At 55.1% G+C, this 18,716-nt stretch carries 12 protein-coding genes, 2 tRNA genes and 4 rRNA genes; 9 read left to right on the top strand and 9 right to left on the bottom strand.

Annotation, left to right across the window (positions count from 1 at the left end; all coding sequences use genetic code 11):
* Positions 1 to 5: 5 nt before the first annotated feature.
* Positions 6 to 470, top strand: coding sequence for an SRPBCC family protein (locus HRH33_RS01510; RefSeq protein ID WP_083377922.1), 465 nt, complete (start codon positions 6 to 8; stop codon positions 468 to 470).
* A 38-nt stretch (positions 471 to 508) separates the two neighbouring features.
* Here the strand turns inward: HRH33_RS01510 and HRH33_RS01505 are convergent, their stop codons facing one another.
* The 9 genes from HRH33_RS01505 to HRH33_RS01465 all read right to left on the bottom strand — a co-directional run bounded on the left by HRH33_RS01505 (position 509) and on the right by HRH33_RS01465 (position 11,187).
* Positions 509 to 2,389 carry a methyl-accepting chemotaxis protein gene (locus HRH33_RS01505; RefSeq protein WP_167418506.1) on the bottom strand — a complete coding sequence of 627 codons (1,881 nt, stop codon included), beginning with the start codon at positions 2,387 to 2,389 and terminating at the stop codon, positions 509 to 511.
* Between the two features lie 324 nt (positions 2,390 to 2,713).
* Positions 2,714 to 2,829, bottom strand: a 5S ribosomal RNA gene (gene rrf, locus HRH33_RS01500).
* A 108-nt stretch (positions 2,830 to 2,937) separates the two neighbouring features.
* Positions 2,938 to 3,053: ribosomal RNA gene (rrf, locus tag HRH33_RS01495) — 5S ribosomal RNA — on the bottom strand.
* 151 nt (positions 3,054 to 3,204) lie between these two features.
* Positions 3,205 to 6,096: ribosomal RNA gene (locus HRH33_RS01490) — 23S ribosomal RNA — on the bottom strand.
* A gap of 247 nt (positions 6,097 to 6,343) precedes the next feature.
* Positions 6,344 to 6,419, bottom strand: a tRNA-Ala gene (locus HRH33_RS01485).
* 30 nt (positions 6,420 to 6,449) lie between these two features.
* Positions 6,450 to 6,526: transfer RNA gene (locus tag HRH33_RS01480), tRNA-Ile, on the bottom strand.
* Between the two features lie 81 nt (positions 6,527 to 6,607).
* A 16S ribosomal RNA gene (locus tag HRH33_RS01475) occupies positions 6,608 to 8,144 on the bottom strand.
* Together the 16S, 23S and 5S rRNA genes with 2 tRNA genes alongside form the textbook arrangement of a ribosomal RNA operon.
* 627 nt (positions 8,145 to 8,771) lie before the next feature.
* Positions 8,772 to 9,992: a CaiB/BaiF CoA transferase family protein gene (locus tag HRH33_RS01470; RefSeq protein ID WP_167417399.1), complete on the bottom strand. Its 1,221-nt coding sequence runs from the start codon at positions 9,990 to 9,992 to the stop codon at positions 8,772 to 8,774.
* A 13-nt stretch (positions 9,993 to 10,005) separates the two neighbouring features.
* The gene (locus HRH33_RS01465) at positions 10,006 to 11,187 is read right to left on the bottom strand and encodes an acyl-CoA dehydrogenase (RefSeq protein WP_010207882.1); all 1,182 of its coding nucleotides are present in this window, start codon (positions 11,185 to 11,187) and stop codon (positions 10,006 to 10,008) included.
* Positions 11,188 to 11,345: 158 nt separating this feature from the next.
* Between HRH33_RS01465 and HRH33_RS01460 the strand changes: the two genes are divergently transcribed.
* From HRH33_RS01460 to HRH33_RS01425, 8 genes are all read left to right on the top strand, one after another.
* Complete coding sequence (locus HRH33_RS01460; protein WP_034136375.1) at positions 11,346 to 12,245, top strand: LysR family transcriptional regulator; 900 nt, start codon at positions 11,346 to 11,348, stop codon at positions 12,243 to 12,245.
* A gap of 451 nt (positions 12,246 to 12,696) precedes the next feature.
* Entirely contained in the window at positions 12,697 to 13,818 is a 1,122-nt protein-coding gene (locus tag HRH33_RS01455) for a Re/Si-specific NAD(P)(+) transhydrogenase subunit alpha (protein ID WP_034136374.1), read from the top strand.
* 15 nt (positions 13,819 to 13,833) lie between these two features.
* Positions 13,834 to 14,154, top strand: coding sequence for an NAD(P) transhydrogenase subunit alpha part 2 (locus HRH33_RS01450; protein WP_034101753.1), 321 nt, complete (start codon positions 13,834 to 13,836; stop codon positions 14,152 to 14,154).
* A complete protein-coding gene (locus tag HRH33_RS01445) occupies positions 14,154 to 15,590 on the top strand; it encodes an NAD(P)(+) transhydrogenase (Re/Si-specific) subunit beta (protein WP_034136373.1) in 1,437 nt (478 codons plus the stop codon). Before HRH33_RS01450 ends, HRH33_RS01445 begins: the two co-directional genes overlap by 1 nt.
* Before the next feature lie 179 nt (positions 15,591 to 15,769).
* Positions 15,770 to 17,263 (top strand): succinyl-CoA:acetate CoA-transferase ScpC, encoded by a 1,494-nt coding sequence (locus HRH33_RS01440; protein ID WP_167417398.1) that lies wholly within the window; start codon positions 15,770 to 15,772, stop codon positions 17,261 to 17,263.
* Between the two features lie 317 nt (positions 17,264 to 17,580).
* Entirely contained in the window at positions 17,581 to 17,793 is a 213-nt protein-coding gene (locus HRH33_RS01435; protein ID WP_034101749.1) for a DUF1127 domain-containing protein, read from the top strand.
* Positions 17,794 to 18,053: 260 nt separating this feature from the next.
* Entirely contained in the window at positions 18,054 to 18,239 is a 186-nt protein-coding gene (locus HRH33_RS01430; protein WP_034111160.1) for a DUF1127 domain-containing protein, read from the top strand.
* A 134-nt stretch (positions 18,240 to 18,373) separates the two neighbouring features.
* Positions 18,374 to 18,694 (top strand): DUF2388 domain-containing protein, encoded by a 321-nt coding sequence (locus HRH33_RS01425; protein WP_034101747.1) that lies wholly within the window; start codon positions 18,374 to 18,376, stop codon positions 18,692 to 18,694.
* Positions 18,695 to 18,716 lie beyond the last annotated feature (22 nt).

The raw sequence follows: 18,716 nt of genomic DNA, 5'->3' as shown, positions 1-18,716 counted from the left end.
ACTTCATGAAAGCGCTGCAACCCGATACGTTAATTCGCAACCCAAACGGCGTGCCAATCGTTGCCGGCGTCATAGTCAACTGCGAGGCCGCTCGTGTATGGGATCTGGTGGGGCGATTTTCCAACTTTGATGCCTTTATCCCTGCCCTGTCGCGCATTGAAATGATTGGCACGGGCGTGGGCGCTTTGCGTACAAAAATTTTCCATGACGGCAACTGTGCGGTCGAACAACTCAACAGTCGAGATGACGACGCCATGCACATGACATGGACCACGATCTACAACACCTTGGGCGTGGCCAGACTGTGGGCAGCGATTAATGTGCAGGCACTTGGCGCCCAGAGCGCCAAGGTCACCTGGACGATCATCGCGGAACCCGAAGACACAACGCGCAAGGGGTTCGAAGCGTTCGTGCAGGACTTTGCCGACAGCGCCCTGAACAACGTACGTAAATTACTCGACAAGCCGTAGGAGCGAGTTGGCGCGCTCCTACGGCGTGCCCCGGCGAGTCAGATCTTGAAGCTGTCGACCAATTGCTTCAAACGATTGGCCTGCTGTGACAGTGCATCGCAATCCCTCAGGGTTTCGTTGAGGTTTTCCACACCTTGCTGGTTCAGCAGATTGATCTGGTTGATGTCCACGTTGAGCGTCTCCACCACGGCGGTCTGCTCTTCGGTGGCCGCCGCGACGGACTGGTTCATGCCGTCGATCTCAACAATACGCTGCGTCACACTGACCAGGCGCTCGCCGGCCTGGTTGGCGACCTCAACACTTTCCTCGCTGGAAACCTGACTGGCATTCATCGTCGTCACCGCTTCACGCGAACCCACTTGAAGCGAAGTGATCATTTTATGGATCTCTTCGGCGGACTCCTGGGTTCGGTGAGCCAGGTTGCGAACCTCATCGGCCACCACTGCGAACCCACGGCCAGCCTCACCGGCACGCGCAGCTTCGATCGCAGCGTTAAGGGCAAGCAAGTTGGTTTGCTGGGAAATGCCTTTGATCACATCAAGTATGTGACCAATGTTGTCGGTGCTGGCATTCAGGGTTTCGATCTGCGTGCACGATAGGCTGATTTTCTGAGACAGCTCCGACATGGCCAAGATGGTCTGTTCGACCACTTTGCGCCCATCGTCGGCCTGCTCGCTGGCACCACTGGCATGCTGGGACGCATCAGCAGCGTTCCGTGCGATTTCCTGAGTCGCTGCCCCCAACTCATTGATCGCCGCGGCGACGCTGTTGGTGCGTGCGCTCTGCTCGTCGGAGCCGATGATCGAGGCATTGGACGACGCCATCACGCGCTGGGAAAGGTCATGCACCTGACGTGTGGCCGAAGACACTTCGGAAATCGACGCATGAATACGTTCCACGAACCGGTTGAACGCACTGCCAACTTCACCGAACTCATCCTTGCTGGTGACTGCCAGGCGACGCGTCAGATCGCCTTCGCCTTGAGCGATATCCTGCATGGCAACACCCATGGTGGTCAGGGGGCGCAGCAATACTTGAATCAACAGACTCAACAGCACGGCAATCGCAACTACCGCGATTAGCATGGCGATTAACGCAGATGTGCGGAATTTACCTAGCGGGGCGTAGGCCTTGTCTTTATCGATCGACAGACCAATGTACCAATCCGCGCCAGGCAACCCGGTGATGGGGGTGAATGAAAGAATGCGATCCTGGCCATTGAGTACAACGTCCTGATTAATCTTCTCGATACGGACGCTGGTGCCTGGGTAGATATCCTTGAGGTTCTTCATCACCTGGTTTTCGTCAGGGCTAACGATAACCTGGCCGTCACCGCTGACCAGGAACGCATGGCCAATACCGCCGAAGTCCACCGAGTTGATGATTTTTACCAAGGTTTGCAGGCTCAGGTCACCACCGACCACGCCGAGCAATTCACCGTTCTTTTTAACCGGCATGGCAATAGTGACAATCTGCCCGCCCACTGCGGCCATATAGGGCGGCGTAAGCATGGGTTTATCGGCGGCCACGGCTTGCTTGTACCAAGGGCGCTGACGCGGATCGTAGCCGTCAGGCATTTTGGCGTCAGGACGCTGGGTGAAAACGCCGTTGGTTTGACCGACATAGGTGAACTGGAAATTTGAGGTCAATGCGGGTTGATCCACCAAACCTGGCAGATCCGCGGCATCGCCTTGATGGGCAATGTTCTGCGTGAGACTTTCAAGCACCAGTATTCGGCCACTGAGCCAGTTCTGCACGCTGCTGGCGGTCAGCTCACCGGATTGCTGGATAGACGACTCCAGGTTCTGCTTGATCGTGCTCCGTTGCAGATAATCGTTGTAAAGCGTGAATAATGCGAAGGCTAGGACTACGACGCCTGACGCAGCTAGCAGAATTTTGTGGCTGAACTTGAGATTCATTTCGTCGACTTCTTTTGCCAAAGGGGGATGAGCGTGCCGAACGGAACATTCCATGTAACGGTATAGCCGGCTTCTCGGGCCGCTCTATTTCGGTGCACGCATGGCTCATCAGGCTTTCGGCCAAACGGAGTGAAATCTTAAGGTTTTGTGGGAAACATCCTCTTTTTGAGTGTTAAACCGACAGGCGGTAAATCCGAACTACCAAAAATCATTAAAGCAGCCTATGACACCCTTCAATGGCGAATCTTTGATTTGACGCCTATTAATTCCCTATAAACGACAAAACCCCTGCCTGCGTTAGCAGACAGGGGCTTTGGAATTTAATCTTGACGATGACCTACTCTCACATGGGGAAACCCCACACTACCATCGGCGATGCATCGTTTCACTGCTGAGTTCGGGATGGGATCAGGTGGTTCCAATGCTCTATGGTCGTCAAGAAATTCTGTGTACCAGATCGACCTTGAGCATCGTTCCGGTGAAAATTCGTGGACTTCTACATAAAACAAAACCCCAACTGCTTTCGCAATTGGGGTTTCGGAATTTAATCTTGACGATGACCTACTCTCACATGGGGAAACCCCACACTACCATCGGCGATGCATCGTTTCACTTCTGAGTTCGGGATGGGATCAGGTGGTTCCAATGCTCTATGGTCGTCAAGAAATTCGGGTACTGACTCGTGACCTTTTGGCCTCGCTTCAGCAAATTGGGTATGTGACAGCTGTCGGTGTTTTGTGAGCATCGAACTTTCGGTTCATTGCGTCTTCACACACCGCAATCTGGCCTTTCGACTCAAATTGCTTGGGTGTTATATGGTCAAGCCTCACGGGCAATTAGTATTGGTTAGCTCAACGCCTCACAGCGCTTACACACCCAACCTATCAACGTCGTAGTCTTCGACGGCCCTTCAGGGAACTCAAGGTTCCAGTGAGATCTCATCTTGAGGCTAGTTTCCCGCTTAGATGCTTTCAGCGGTTATCTATTCCGAACATAGCTACCCGGCAATGCCACTGGCGTGACAACCGGAACACCAGAGGTTCGTCCACTCCGGTCCTCTCGTACTAGGAGCAGCCCCTCTCAAATCTCAAACGTCCACGGCAGATAGGGACCGAACTGTCTCACGACGTTCTAAACCCAGCTCGCGTACCACTTTAAATGGCGAACAGCCATACCCTTGGGACCGGCTTCAGCCCCAGGATGTGATGAGCCGACATCGAGGTGCCAAACACCGCCGTCGATATGAACTCTTGGGCGGTATCAGCCTGTTATCCCCGGAGTACCTTTTATCCGTTGAGCGATGGCCCTTCCATACAGAACCACCGGATCACTAAGACCTACTTTCGTACCTGCTCGACGTGTCTGTCTCGCAGTCAAGCGCGCTTTTGCCTTTATACTCTACGACCGATTTCCGACCGGTCTGAGCGCACCTTCGTACTCCTCCGTTACTCTTTAGGAGGAGACCGCCCCAGTCAAACTACCCACCATACACTGTCCTCGATCCGGATAACGGACCTGAGTTAGAACCTCAAAGTTGCCAGGGTGGTATTTCAAGGATGGCTCCACGCAGACTGGCGTCCACGCTTCAAAGCCTCCCACCTATCCTACACAAGCAAATTCAAAGTCCAGTGCAAAGCTATAGTAAAGGTTCACGGGGTCTTTCCGTCTAGCCGCGGATACACTGCATCTTCACAGCGATTTCAATTTCACTGAGTCTCGGGTGGAGACAGCGCCGCCATCGTTACGCCATTCGTGCAGGTCGGAACTTACCCGACAAGGAATTTCGCTACCTTAGGACCGTTATAGTTACGGCCGCCGTTTACCGGGGCTTCGATCAAGAGCTTCGCGTTAGCTAACCCCATCAATTAACCTTCCGGCACCGGGCAGGCGTCACACCCTATACGTCCACTTTCGTGTTTGCAGAGTGCTGTGTTTTTAATAAACAGTCGCAGCGGCCTGGTATCTTCGACCGGCATGGGCTTACGGAGCAAGTCCTTCACCCTCACCGGCGCACCTTCTCCCGAAGTTACGGTGCCATTTTGCCTAGTTCCTTCACCCGAGTTCTCTCAAGCGCCTTGGTATTCTCTACCCAACCACCTGTGTCGGTTTGGGGTACGGTTCCTGGTTACCTGAAGCTTAGAAGCTTTTCTTGGAAGCATGGCATCAACCACTTCGTGTTCTAAAAGAACACTCGTCATCAGCTCTCGGCCTTAAGATCCCGGATTTACCTAAGATCTCAGCCTACCACCTTAAACTTGGACAACCAACGCCAAGCTGGCCTAGCCTTCTCCGTCCCTCCATCGCAATAACCAGAAGTACAGGAATATTAACCTGTTTTCCATCGACTACGCTTTTCAGCCTCGCCTTAGGGACCGACTAACCCTGCGTCGATTAACGTTGCGCAGGAAACCTTGGTCTTTCGGCGTGGGTGTTTTTCACACCCATTGTCGTTACTCATGTCAGCATTCGCACTTCTGATACCTCCAGCAAGCTTCTCAACTCACCTTCACAGGCTTACAGAACGCTCCTCTACCGCATCACTTACGTGATACCCGTAGCTTCGGTGTATGGTTTGAGCCCCGTTACATCTTCCGCGCAGGCCGACTCGACTAGTGAGCTATTACGCTTTCTTTAAAGGGTGGCTGCTTCTAAGCCAACCTCCTAGCTGTCTAAGCCTTCCCACATCGTTTCCCACTTAACCATAACTTTGGGACCTTAGCTGACGGTCTGGGTTGTTTCCCTTTTCACGACGGACGTTAGCACCCGCCGTGTGTCTCCCATGCTCGGCACTTGTAGGTATTCGGAGTTTGCATCGGTTTGGTAAGTCGGGATGACCCCCTAGCCGAAACAGTGCTCTACCCCCTACAGTGATACATGAGGCGCTACCTAAATAGCTTTCGAGGAGAACCAGCTATCTCCGAGCTTGATTAGCCTTTCACTCCGATCCACAGGTCATCCGCTAACTTTTCAACGGTAGTCGGTTCGGTCCTCCAGTTAGTGTTACCCAACCTTCAACCTGCCCATGGATAGATCGCCCGGTTTCGGGTCTATTCCCAGCGACTAGACGCCCTATTAAGACTCGCTTTCGCTACGCCTCCCCTATTCGGTTAAGCTCGCCACTGAAAATAAGTCGCTGACCCATTATACAAAAGGTACGCAGTCACAGAACAAAGTCTGCTCCCACTGCTTGTACGCATACGGTTTCAGGATCTATTTCACTCCCCTCTCCGGGGTTCTTTTCGCCTTTCCCTCACGGTACTAGTTCACTATCGGTCAGTCAGTAGTATTTAGCCTTGGAGGATGGTCCCCCCATATTCAGACAAAGTTTCTCGTGCTCCGTCCTACTCGATTTCATGACTAAGAGATTTTCGCGTACAGGGCTATCACCCACTATGGCCGCACTTTCCAGAGCGTTCCGCTAATCTCAAAGCCACTTAAGGGCTAGTCCCCGTTCGCTCGCCACTACTAAGGGAATCTCGGTTGATTTCTTTTCCTCAGGGTACTTAGATGTTTCAGTTCCCCTGGTTCGCTTCTTGCACCTATGTATTCAGTACAAGATAACCATCTTATGATGGCTGGGTTCCCCCATTCAGACATCTCCGGATCAAAGTCTGTTTGCCGACTCCCCGAAGCTTTTCGCAGGCTACCACGTCTTTCATCGCCTCTGACTGCCAAGGCATCCACCGTATGCGCTTCTTCACTTGACCATATAACCCCAAGCAATCTGGTTATACTGTGAAGACGACATTCGCCGAAAATTCGAATTTCTCAACTAAGAGAACTCACAAATTTTACCTTAGCCTGATCCGTTACCAGTGAAAGTAACGTTCAGTCTATCTTTCTATCACATACCCAAATTTTTAAAGAACGAACTAGTCAAAGACTAGAAATCAACATTCACCATCCACACGATGGAATGCTCATTTCTAAGCTTTATACAAACAGAAGCAGTAGTGGTGGAGCCAAGCGGGATCGAACCGCTGACCTCCTGCGTGCAAGGCAGGCGCTCTCCCAGCTGAGCTATGGCCCCGTATTTCTACAGGCGTTTCCCACACAAAATTGGTGGGTCTGGGCAGATTCGAACTGCCGACCTCACCCTTATCAGGGGTGCGCTCTAACCAACTGAGCTACAGACCCAATTTCGGGCTGCTTCTTTCGTCTTCTTCAATGAATCAAGCAATTCGTGTGGGAACTTATGGAGCAGCTGATGTCGTCGATTAAGGAGGTGATCCAGCCGCAGGTTCCCCTACGGCTACCTTGTTACGACTTCACCCCAGTCATGAATCACACCGTGGTAACCGTCCCCCCGAAGGTTAGACTAGCTACTTCTGGTGCAACCCACTCCCATGGTGTGACGGGCGGTGTGTACAAGGCCCGGGAACGTATTCACCGCGACATTCTGATTCGCGATTACTAGCGATTCCGACTTCACGCAGTCGAGTTGCAGACTGCGATCCGGACTACGATCGGTTTTATGGGATTAGCTCCACCTCGCGGCTTGGCAACCCTCTGTACCGACCATTGTAGCACGTGTGTAGCCCAGGCCGTAAGGGCCATGATGACTTGACGTCATCCCCACCTTCCTCCGGTTTGTCACCGGCAGTCTCCTTAGAGTGCCCACCATTACGTGCTGGTAACTAAGGACAAGGGTTGCGCTCGTTACGGGACTTAACCCAACATCTCACGACACGAGCTGACGACAGCCATGCAGCACCTGTCTCAATGTTCCCGAAGGCACCAATCTATCTCTAGAAAGTTCATTGGATGTCAAGGCCTGGTAAGGTTCTTCGCGTTGCTTCGAATTAAACCACATGCTCCACCGCTTGTGCGGGCCCCCGTCAATTCATTTGAGTTTTAACCTTGCGGCCGTACTCCCCAGGCGGTCAACTTAATGCGTTAGCTGCGCCACTAAGAGCTCAAGGCTCCCAACGGCTAGTTGACATCGTTTACGGCGTGGACTACCAGGGTATCTAATCCTGTTTGCTCCCCACGCTTTCGCACCTCAGTGTCAGTATCAGTCCAGGTGGTCGCCTTCGCCACTGGTGTTCCTTCCTATATCTACGCATTTCACCGCTACACAGGAAATTCCACCACCCTCTACCATACTCTAGTCAGTCAGTTTTGAATGCAGTTCCCAGGTTGAGCCCGGGGATTTCACATCCAACTTAACAAACCACCTACGCGCGCTTTACGCCCAGTAATTCCGATTAACGCTTGCACCCTCTGTATTACCGCGGCTGCTGGCACAGAGTTAGCCGGTGCTTATTCTGTCGGTAACGTCAAAACCATCACGTATTAGGTAATGGCCCTTCCTCCCAACTTAAAGTGCTTTACAATCCGAAGACCTTCTTCACACACGCGGCATGGCTGGATCAGGCTTTCGCCCATTGTCCAATATTCCCCACTGCTGCCTCCCGTAGGAGTCTGGACCGTGTCTCAGTTCCAGTGTGACTGATCATCCTCTCAGACCAGTTACGGATCGTCGCCTTGGTGAGCCATTACCCCACCAACTAGCTAATCCGACCTAGGCTCATCTGATAGCGCAAGGCCCGAAGGTCCCCTGCTTTCTCCCGTAGGACGTATGCGGTATTAGCGTTCGTTTCCGAACGTTATCCCCCACTACCAGGCAGATTCCTAGGCATTACTCACCCGTCCGCCGCTCTCAAGAGAAGCAAGCTTCTCTCTACCGCTCGACTTGCATGTGTTAGGCCTGCCGCCAGCGTTCAATCTGAGCCATGATCAAACTCTTCAGTTCAAACATCTTTGGGTTTTTAAGAAACCCTAAACTTGGCTCAGCAATCGTTGGTTACATCTTTGATTTCTCGCGGAGTAACTTGTGATGCTGATAATCTTGTTGACTATCAGTCTGACTCCACAAGCACCCACACGAATTGCTTGATTCAGTTGTTAAAGAGCGGTTGGTTAAGATCTTTCGTCTCAACCGAGGCGCGCATTCTACAGCAGCCTCATTTGCTGTCAAGTGATTATTTTCAGAAGTTTTCGAAGATTTCTTCAACAACTTCAACCACTTGCGCTTCCGATCTCTCGTTAGCGGGAGGCGAATTCTACAGCGTTACACGCTGCTGTCAACACCTCTTTTTCTCCGCTTTCGACCGAGAAGATCGAAACGTTAATAGAGCCAAACAACACTGCTCTACCAACTCCTTCTGGGCTTCGATGAACTGAAGCGATCCGCTGTCGAATCTTGCGTAACTCTTTGTTTACCAAGGAGTTTTCCGTTTCGACTGCGCCGGAAGTGGGGCGAATTATAGACTTCTGGAATCTGCCGTCAAGCGTTAATTTTCGTTTTCTATCAATTACTTAAATCTGGCTAAAAACCAACCAGCATTATTGCTACAGCTCTCTATATAGAAGGAAAGATTCAGATAACACCCGCCCCCTTTAAAGCAGCCACATGATCCGGCCCAAGACCTAATACGCTCTGCAGCACCTGAACGGTGTGCTCTCCTAATAAGGGAGGAGCACTACGGTACTCCACGGGCGTCTTGGATAAACGTATGGGACTGGCAACCTGAGGCACCTCCCCCGCCAGCGGATGGGGTAGTTGCATTGCCAATCCACGCGCCTTGACCTGCGGATCAGAAAACACCTGCGCCAAATCGTTGATCGGTCCACACGGAACTCCGGCACTCTCCAACTGCGCCACCCATTCCGCCGTCGTTTTAAAGACAGTGGCCTGGCGAATCAACGGAATCAACTCGGCGCGATTGGCCACCCGCATCCTATTGGTAGAAAACCGCGGGTCATCTGCCCATTGTGGCTGCCCGGCCACTTGCGCAAATTTCCGGAACTGCCCGTCATTACCGACCGTCAGTATGAAATCACCATCGGCAGTAGGAAAATCCTGGTAAGGAACAATATTCGGATGAGCATTACCCAGGCGCTTTGGCGCGACCCCAGTTGTCAGGTAATTCATCGCCTGGTTAGCCAGGCAGGCGACCTGCACATCGAGCAACGCCATATCAATATGCTGACCGCCACCATCATGATCACGATGGGCCAGGGCAGCCAGTATCGCGACAGTCGAGTAGAGCCCGGTGAGGATATCGGTTAACGCTACCCCCACCTTCACAGGCCCGGCTCCCTCGTCGCCTTCAGGCCGTCCGGTCAGACTCATGAGCCCACCCAGCCCCTGAATCATGAAATCGTAGCCCGCTCGCGCCGCATAGGGTCCTGTCTGGCCAAACCCTGTGATTGAGCAATAGATCAGTTCAGGATTGATCTCCTTGAGCGACTCATAATCCAGCCCATAAGCCGCCAGACCACCGACCTTGAAGTTCTCGATCAGGATGTCGGACTTGGCCGCTAGGTCCCGTATGAGCTTTTGCCCCTCCGGCCGAGTGAAATCGATCGTGACCGACTCTTTATTCCGATTGGCCGCCAGGTAGTACGCCGCCTCGCCGGTGCTCTTACCAAAAGCGTCCTTCAGAAAGGGGGGGCCCCAGGCCCGCGTATCGTCACCACTTACCGGTCGCTCGACCTTGATCACCTCAGCCCCCAGGTCTGCAAGGATCTGTCCCGACCAAGGGCCGGCCAATACCCGCGAAAGATCCAATACCCGCAAATGGGAAAGCGCGCCCATGCCCATACCCCTATTAGTAGAAGGCCTGAAGCCCGGTTTGCGCGCGCCCCAATATCAAGGCATGCACGTCGTGAGTCCCTTCGTAGGTGTTAACCACCTCAAGGTTCACCAAGTGACGCGCCACCCCGAATTCATCGGAAATGCCGTTGCCGCCCAACATGTCACGCGCCATCCGCGCAATATCCAGCGACTTTCCGCATGAGTTGCGCTTCATGATCGACGTGATCTCAACCGCAGCCGTACCTTCGTCTTTCATACGCCCCAGACGCAGGCACCCCTGCAGCGCCAAGGTGATCTCAGTCTGCATATCAGCCAGTTTCTTCTGAATCAGTTGGGTGGCCGCCAGCGGTCGTCCAAACTGCTGACGATCCAATGTGTACTGGCGAGCGGTGTGCCAGCAGAACTCGGCAGCACCCAAAGCCCCCCAGGAGATGCCATAGCGCGCAGAGTTCAGGCAGGTGAAGGGCCCTTTCAAGCCGCGCACATCCGGGAAGATGTTTTCTTCCGGCACAAATACGTTATCCATAACGATCTCGCCGGTGATTGAGGCCCGCAGGCCAACCTTTCCGTGAATCGCCGGAGCACTCAGCCCCTTCCAGCCTTTTTCCAACACGAAACCGCGGATATCACCGGCATCATCCTTGCCCCAGACGACAAACACATCCGCGATCGGGCTGTTGGTGATCCACATCTTGGCGCCCGTCAGGCTGTAGCCGCCTTCCACTTTGCGCGCACGTGTAATCATCGCGCCAGGGTCAGACCCGTGATTAGGTTCGGTCAGACCAAAGCAACCGATCCATTCGCCTGAGGCGAGTTTTGGTAGGTACTTCTGCTTCTGCGCCTCGGTACCGAACTCATTGATCGGTACCATCACCAGCGACGACTGCACACTCATCATCGAACGATAGCCGGAATCGACACGCTCTACTTCGCGCGCGATCAAGCCGTAACTCACGTAGTTCAACCCACTACCGCCGTACTGCTCGGGAATCATTGCGCCCAGCAGGCCGGTCTCACCCATCTCACGGAAAATTGCAGGATCAGTCTTCTCATGACGGAAGGCTTCAAGCACACGCGGCGCCAGTTTGTCCTGAGCGAACTGCTCAGCACTGTCGCGCACCATGCGCTCTTCTTCGGTGAGCTGTTGATCCAGAAGAAGCGGATCGATCCAGTTGAAGCTTGCCTTGCCAGCCATGAGTTAAGTCCTCGCAAAGAACATGGGAAGTCGTGGAGCAAGCCTAGGCTGGGTAATCGTTCTGGGCAAACGAGGTTTAAGCATAAGGTTGTGCTAATTTCTCACTTCGAAACAGTTTTATGCCGTGAAATTTCGCTTTATGAGTGAGGTCAAGGTACATGCGCAGAAAAATCCCCAGCACCACCGCCCTTGTCAGCTTCGAAGCGGCAGCCCGCCACGAGAGCTTCACCAAGGCCGCTCAGGAACTTTCCCTGACCCAAGGCGCCATCTGCCGACAGATCGCCAGCCTTGAGGAGTTCTTGAGTGTGGAACTGTTTCGGCGTTCGCGGCGCGGCGTGAAGCTAACAGAAGCGGGACTGTCCTATAGTCGTCGCGTCGCCACACAACTGGACGCGGTGGAACGCGACACCCTGTCCGTCATGGGCCAGCAGGGCGCCAATGTGATTGAGCTGGCGGTGGTCCCGACATTCGGCACACAGTGGCTGATTCCACGGCTCAAGGACTTCCAGCGCCAACACCCGGAAGTCACGGTGAACCTGACCAACCGTACGCGGCCGTTTCTATTTGCAGATACTGACTTTGACGCTGCGATCTATTTCGGAGATGCCGATTGGTCCGGCACCGAATCCCACCGCTTGATGGGAGAGAATCCGGTGCCAATCTGCAGCCCGCGCTTGCTGGGCAAGCGCACTCACTTCAGCGCCCAGGAAATCGCAGAACTACCGCTGCTGCAGCAAACCACTCGGCCCTATGCGTGGCGCCAGTGGTTCAACGCCAGGCAACTGAACGTTCCCCGCGACATGACAGGACCCCGTTACGAGCTATTCTCGATGCTGTCTCAGGCAGCCATGCACGATATGGGCATCGCGCTGATCCCACCGTTTTTGATCCAGCGAGAGTTGGATGAGCATCAATTGGTGATTGCGAGCCCAGAGGCGCTGACCAGCGCCAAGGCGTATTACCTGATGATTCCTGACAGAAAGGTCGAATCAGCGTCGCTGCACGCCTTCAGAGATTGGCTCATCGAGCAATCACAACGCTACAGCCCCAGTATTTAAAGGGGCCCTCAAATTACTGACTCTGTAGTCAGCTATTTTTAAATCCTACAGATATACGTATATGTCGCATTTCAGCAGACTGTATCTATCGACCGAGAATACGTGCCGAAGCCATGATTCTCATGGCTTACAGCGACCACGACGAGCCAATGCACGACTATTCACAACAACGATGACAAAAACCCCTAAAAACGCCTGAAACCCTTTAATCACTTGTATTTAAAGAGGTTATTTCAGCGAGTTGCGACAATCAGTCACAGGGTGACTTGTAGTTAATTTTTCGTCACCCGTCATAATCCCTTGAAGGCCGTAAAGTTCGCCTGCAAAATGCCGCGCCCCGCTGTCATTTCAGCGGGATCGTGCTGATCGGCCGCCCCAGTTGCGCCACTCGCGGTGCACTGGCCTTTTTACAAAAAGATCAAAAGCAAAAAGATCATGCAGGAGATTTGACGTGCACATTGGTGTTCCTCTCGAAACCCAGACCGGTGAAACGCGGGTGGCTGCCACCCCGGAAACCATCAAGAAGCTGATCGGCCAGGGCCATAAGGTCACTGTACAAAGTGGAGCGGGCCTCAAGGCCAGCGTTGTCGACAGTGCTTATGAAGCGGCAGGTGCCACCCTTGGCAGCGCCAACGACGCATTTGGCGCCGAGCTGATCCTGAAGGTGGTCGCTCCCAGCGATAACGAGATGGCGCTGATTAAAAGCGGCACCGTGTTGGTGGGCATGCTCAATCCGTTCAGCAATGAAACTATCGCCAAACTGGCCGAACGCGGCATCACCGCCTTCGCCCTGGAAGCCGCACCGCGCACCTCTCGGGCCCAAAGCCTCGACGTGCTGTCGTCCCAGGCCAACATTGCTGGCTATAAAGCCGTGCTGCTCGCCGCCCATCACTACCCACGCTTCATGCCCATGCTGATGACCGCCGCCGGCACCGTTAAAGCCGCGCGCGTATTGATCCTTGGCGCTGGCGTTGCAGGGCTGCAGGCGATCGCTACGGCGAAACGCCTGGGAGCTGTGATCGAAGCGTCTGACGTGCGCCCGGCCGTGAAGGAACAGATCGAGTCCCTCGGCGCCAAGTTTGTCGACGTACCCTACGAAACCGATGAAGAGCGCGAATGCGCCGTCGGGGTCGGCGGTTACGCCCGCCCGATGCCGACCAGCTGGATGCAACGTCAGGCGCAGGCCGTACACGAGCGCGCCAAACAAGCCGATATTGTTATCACCACTGCGTTGATACCCGGCCGCAAGGCACCGACGCTGCTAAGCGCCGACACTGTCGCGCAGATGAAGCCCGGCTCGGTGGTCATTGACCTCGCCGCCGCCCAAGGCGGTAACTGCCCGCTGACTGTGGCCGACCAAGTGGTGGTGGAAAACGGCGTGATCATCTGCGGCCCGACCAACCTCGCCGGTGCCGTCGCCGCCGACGCGTCGGCATTGTATGCGCGCAACCTGCTGGACTTCCTGAAGCTGGTCTTCACCAAGGAAGGCCAATTTGAAATCAACCTCGAAGACGACATCGTCGCCGCGTGCCTGATGTGCCGCGACGGCCAAGTCATCCGCAAAAACGCCTAAGCAGGGATTCAGACGATGGAAGAGCTTATCTCCCCCGGTATCTACAACCTGATCATCTTTGTGCTGGCGATTTATGTCGGTTACCACGTGGTCTGGAACGTCACGCCCGCACTGCACACGCCTTTGATGGCGGTGACCAACGCGATTTCCGCCATCGTGATCGTCGGCGCCATGCTCGCCGCCGCCCTTACCGTGACGCCGCTGGGCAAAACCATGGGCACCCTGGCCGTGGCCCTGGCTGCGGTCAACGTGTTCGGCGGCTTCCTGGTTACCCGCAGGATGCTGGAGATGTTCAAGAAGAAAGCCGCGAAAGTAAAAGAAGAGGCGCCGAAGTAATGAGCATGAATCTCGTCACGACGCTTTACCTGATCGCGTCGATCTGCTTCATCCAGGCACTCAAGGGCCTGTCGCACCCCACCACGTCGCGTCGCGGCAACCTGTTCGGCATGCTGGGCATGGCCCTGGCCGTGCTCACCACCGTGGGGCTCATCTATAAGCTCGGCGCTGAGCTGGCCACTGCCGGCATCGGCTATGTGATCGTCGGTCTGCTGATCGGCGGCACCGCCGGTTCGATCATGGCCAAGCGTGTAGAAATGACCAAGATGCCGGAGCTGGTGGCGTTCATGCACAGCATGATTGGCCTGGCCGCCGTGTTTATCGCCATCGCGGCGGTGGTCGAGCCGCAATCCCTGGGTATCGTCAAACACCTGGGCGATGCGATTCCTGCCGGTAACCGCCTGGAACTGTTCCTCGGCGCGGCCATCGGTGCCATCACGTTCTCAGGCTCGGTGATCGCGTTCGGCAAGCTGTCTGGCAAGTACAAGTTCCGCCTGTTTCAGGGCGCACCGGTACAGTTCGGCGGCCAGCACAAACTGAACCTGGTGCTGGGCCTCACAACCCTGGCCCTAGGGCTGGCATTCATGTTCACCGGCAACCTCACCGCTTTCGCGCTGATGCTGGCTCTAGCGTTCGTATTGGGCGTGCTGATCATTATCCCGATCGGCGGTGCTGACATGCCGGTGGTGGTCTCGATGCTCAACAGCTATTCAGGCTGGGCGGCGGCCGGTATCGGTTTCTCGCTGAACAACTCGATGCTGATTATTGCCGGTTCGCTGGTGGGCTCCAGCGGCGCGATCCTGTCGTACATCATGTGCAAGGCGATGAACCGCTCCTTCTTCAATGTACTGCTCGGCGGCTTCGGTAACGCACCGGACGCCGGGGCGGCCGCTGGCTCAAAAGAAGCGCGCCCGGTGAAATCCGGTTCGGCCGACGACGCGACCTTCCTGCTGACCAACGCCGACACCGTGATCATCGTCCCAGGCTACGGCCTGGCAGTGGCGCGGGCGCAGCATGCGCTCAAAGAGTTGACCGAGAAGCTCACTCACCACGGCGTCACAGTGAAATACGCGATCCACCCGGTGGCCGGCCGTATGCCTGGACACATGAACGTGTTGCTCGCCGAGGCGGAGGTGCCTTACGACCAGGTGTTCGAGATGGAGGACATCAACTCCGAGTTCGGCCAGGCCGACGTGGTGCTGGTATTGGGCGCCAACGACGTGGTCAACCCGGCCGCCAAGAACGACCCAAACTCGCCAATCGCCGGTATGCCGATCCTGGAAGCCTTCAAGGCCAAGACCATCATCGTCAACAAGCGCTCGATGGCCAGCGGTTATGCCGGGCTGGATAACGAGCTGTTCTACTTGGACAAAACCATGATGGTCTTCGGCGACGCCAAGAAGGTCATCGAGGACATGGTCAAGGCCGTCGAATAACACTGCGCCAGCGCAATACCCGAAACCCCGGCCTGCAGTAGGCTGGGGTTTTTTATTGCGGGATGAAACCCGACCAAAGGCTCTAAATCGCTGCCTCGCATTCGACCATGGTAGCGGGCCGAATTTTTTTGAAATCACTACACTGCCCACCTTGCTTCCGTAGCCTGAGATAACAATTCATGTACCGTGATCGTATCCGCTTGCCTTCGCTGTTGAACAAGGTCATGAGCGCGGCTGACGCCGCCGCACTGATCGAGGACGGCATGACCGTCGGCATGAGTGGCTTCACCCGTGCCGGTGAAGCCAAGGCCGTCCCCCACGCCCTGGCCGAGCGCGCCAAGACTTCCCCGCTGAAAATCACGTTGATGACCGGCGCCAGCCTGGGCAATGACTTGGACAAGCAGCTGACCGAGGCCGGCGTATTGTCCCGACGCATGCCGTTCCAGGTAGACAGCACCTTGCGCAAGGCCATCAACGCAGGCGAGGTGATGTTCATCGATCAACACCTGTCGGAAACCGTCGAGCAACTGCGCAATAACCAGCTCAAGCTCCCGGACATTGCAGTGATCGAAGCGGTTGCTATCACCGAGCAGGGTCACATAGTGCCCACCACCTCCGTGGGCAACTCGGCCAGTTTCGCGATTTTCGCCAAGCAGGTGATCGTCGAGATCAACCTGGCGCACAACCCGAACCTGGAAGGGCTGCACGACATCTATATACCTACCTACCGGCCGACCCGCACACCGATTCCACTGGTGAAGGTAGATGACCGCATCGGCAGCACCGCAATCCCGATTCCGCCGGAGAAGATCGTTGCGATCGTCATCACCAACCAGGCCGACTCTGCGTCTACCGTAACCCCGCCTGACAATGACACCCAGGGCATCGCCAATCACTTGATCAATTTCCTCAGGCAAGAAGTGGATGCCGGGCGCATGACCAACAAACTCGGCCCGCTGCAGGCCGGGATCGGCAACATTGCCAACGCGGTAATGTGCGGTTTGATCGACTCGCCATTCGAAGACCTGACCATGTACTCGGAAGTACTGCAGGACTCGACATTTGACCTGATCGACGCCGGCAAGCTGAGCTTTGCCTCGGGCAGTTCGATCACCTTGTCGGAACGGCGCAACGCCGACGTGTTCGGCAACCTGGAACGCTACAAAGAGAAATTGGTGCTGCGCCCTCAGGAAATCTCCAACCACCCTGAAGTGGTGCGGCGCCTGGGCATTATCGGTATCAATACCGCTCTGGAGTTCGACATATACGGCAACGTCAACTCCACCCATGTGTGCGGCACGCGGATGATGAACGGCATCGGCGGTTCAGGCGACTTCGCGCGCAACGCGCATCTGGCGATCTTCGTGACCAAGTCGATCGCCAAAGGTGGTGCGATTTCCAGCGTGGTGCCGATGGTGAGCCATGTGGATCACACCGAACATGACGTGGACATCCTAGTGACTGAAGTAGGCCTGGCCGACCTGCGTGGCCTGGCGCCACGGGAGCGGGCGCGGGTGATCATCGATAACTGTGTACACCCCGCTTACCGCGATGCATTGAACACCTACTTCGAGACCGCTTGCGCATTAGGCGGCCACACCCCGCACATCCTGCGCGAGGCACTGAGCTGGCACATCAACCTGGAAGAAACCGGGCATATGCTGAAGGCTTGATTCATACACCTCGGGGCTGAGGCAAGTACAGTTGCCTCAGCTCCTTAAGCAACCCGCCAAAATTTAAAAAACTGTACTGCTGTACCGGTCATTTCCTACGCCATTTACCTACTCAACCTTTAAAAAATGCCAATTTCGCACCATTTAGGTGCGGACAGGTACAGTTGCCCCATTTCCGTACCGTACAGCCTCATTAAACAGTTAACTGGCCCCTCACAATACAGGTGAACTGTATCTAGAGAGTGTTGCCCTGGAAGAGGATCATTGGCATCAGTTAAACCACTACCTAATCCCGCCACAAGCGGAAGGATGTCATCATGGAACGTACACTCAGTTCCGAACTGTTCTCCGAAAAAGCCGTAAACCACCAAGCCGCTCTGCCTCTGCGCGTTCTGGCCAACCTGATGCTGTGGCAGCGCCGCATCTCCAGCCGTCACCAACTGGCTCGTCTGGATTCGCGTCTGCTGGCTGATGCTGGTATCAGCGAAGCTCAACGCTACGAAGAGCTGAGCAAGCCGTTCTGGCGCTAATGAGCGCTCGCTGGCCCTGACCTGCTTAGGTCCACTGCCAGCAACCAGATTGAACAAAACAAAGCCCGCCCCGGGAAACCGGAGGCGGGCTTTGTCGTTTGGGGGATTCGATTTTTGGCGCCGAGCAGAAGCGCTATATTCAGACCAGTACAGTTCTAATAATAGAACATTTTAGCGGTACAATTTGCCCGCAGTGTATCTGTATCGCTCGATATACCTCTCTCACAATGGTGCTTCAGAACTAATCGAAGGCACCTTCCATGACTAATCGAGACGCTCTATATAAGCGGCTGACACGTCGTATAGTCGACGGCCTTGGCCGTTGGGCGCAGCGTGCTCACGGTAGGCGCCAGCTGGCTCAGCTTGATCCGCGAGACTTGGCCGATGCAGGCATCACGCAGGGAGATCGTATTGCCGAGCTGTCCAAACCATTCTGGCGTGACTAGACAGTCAAGAAGCTTTCCGAACGGATAAATGGCGGCTTAATATCCAGCTACCGAGTGGCGAAGCACGGGGAGCAGGCGTCTGATCCCCAACGACTGTTCTGCACCACTTATCGTTCATCTAAAGGAGTCACACCATGTCCCGTCTTCGCCTGCTGAGTGCCGCTGCTCTATTGACCCTGGCTACCACTGCCAACGCGAGCAGCTTTATCGTGACCACCGACTCCATCGTTGGCGCCCTGAAAGCCACGTCCGACGCGACCTCCGATGCCACTTCGTCCCTACGTGACAACAAAGTCGTACGCGCCGCCCGTGACGACGCCGCCAGCTTTGTCGCCAGCGAAGGTGCAATTCGTGGAGTGAAGCTGGAAAGCGCCCTGGCTCAAATCCGCCAACAAGCCCCGCAATTGAACACCGCGACGGACGCACAGTTGGCCCAAGCCATCCTGGCAATCTGAAACACCATGCAACGGGAGCCTC

The organism is Pseudomonas rhodesiae (assembly GCF_013285305.1).
Classification (GTDB): domain Bacteria; phylum Pseudomonadota; class Gammaproteobacteria; order Pseudomonadales; family Pseudomonadaceae; genus Aquipseudomonas; species Aquipseudomonas rhodesiae.
This window is presented reverse-complemented; position numbering and strand designations above follow the sequence as displayed.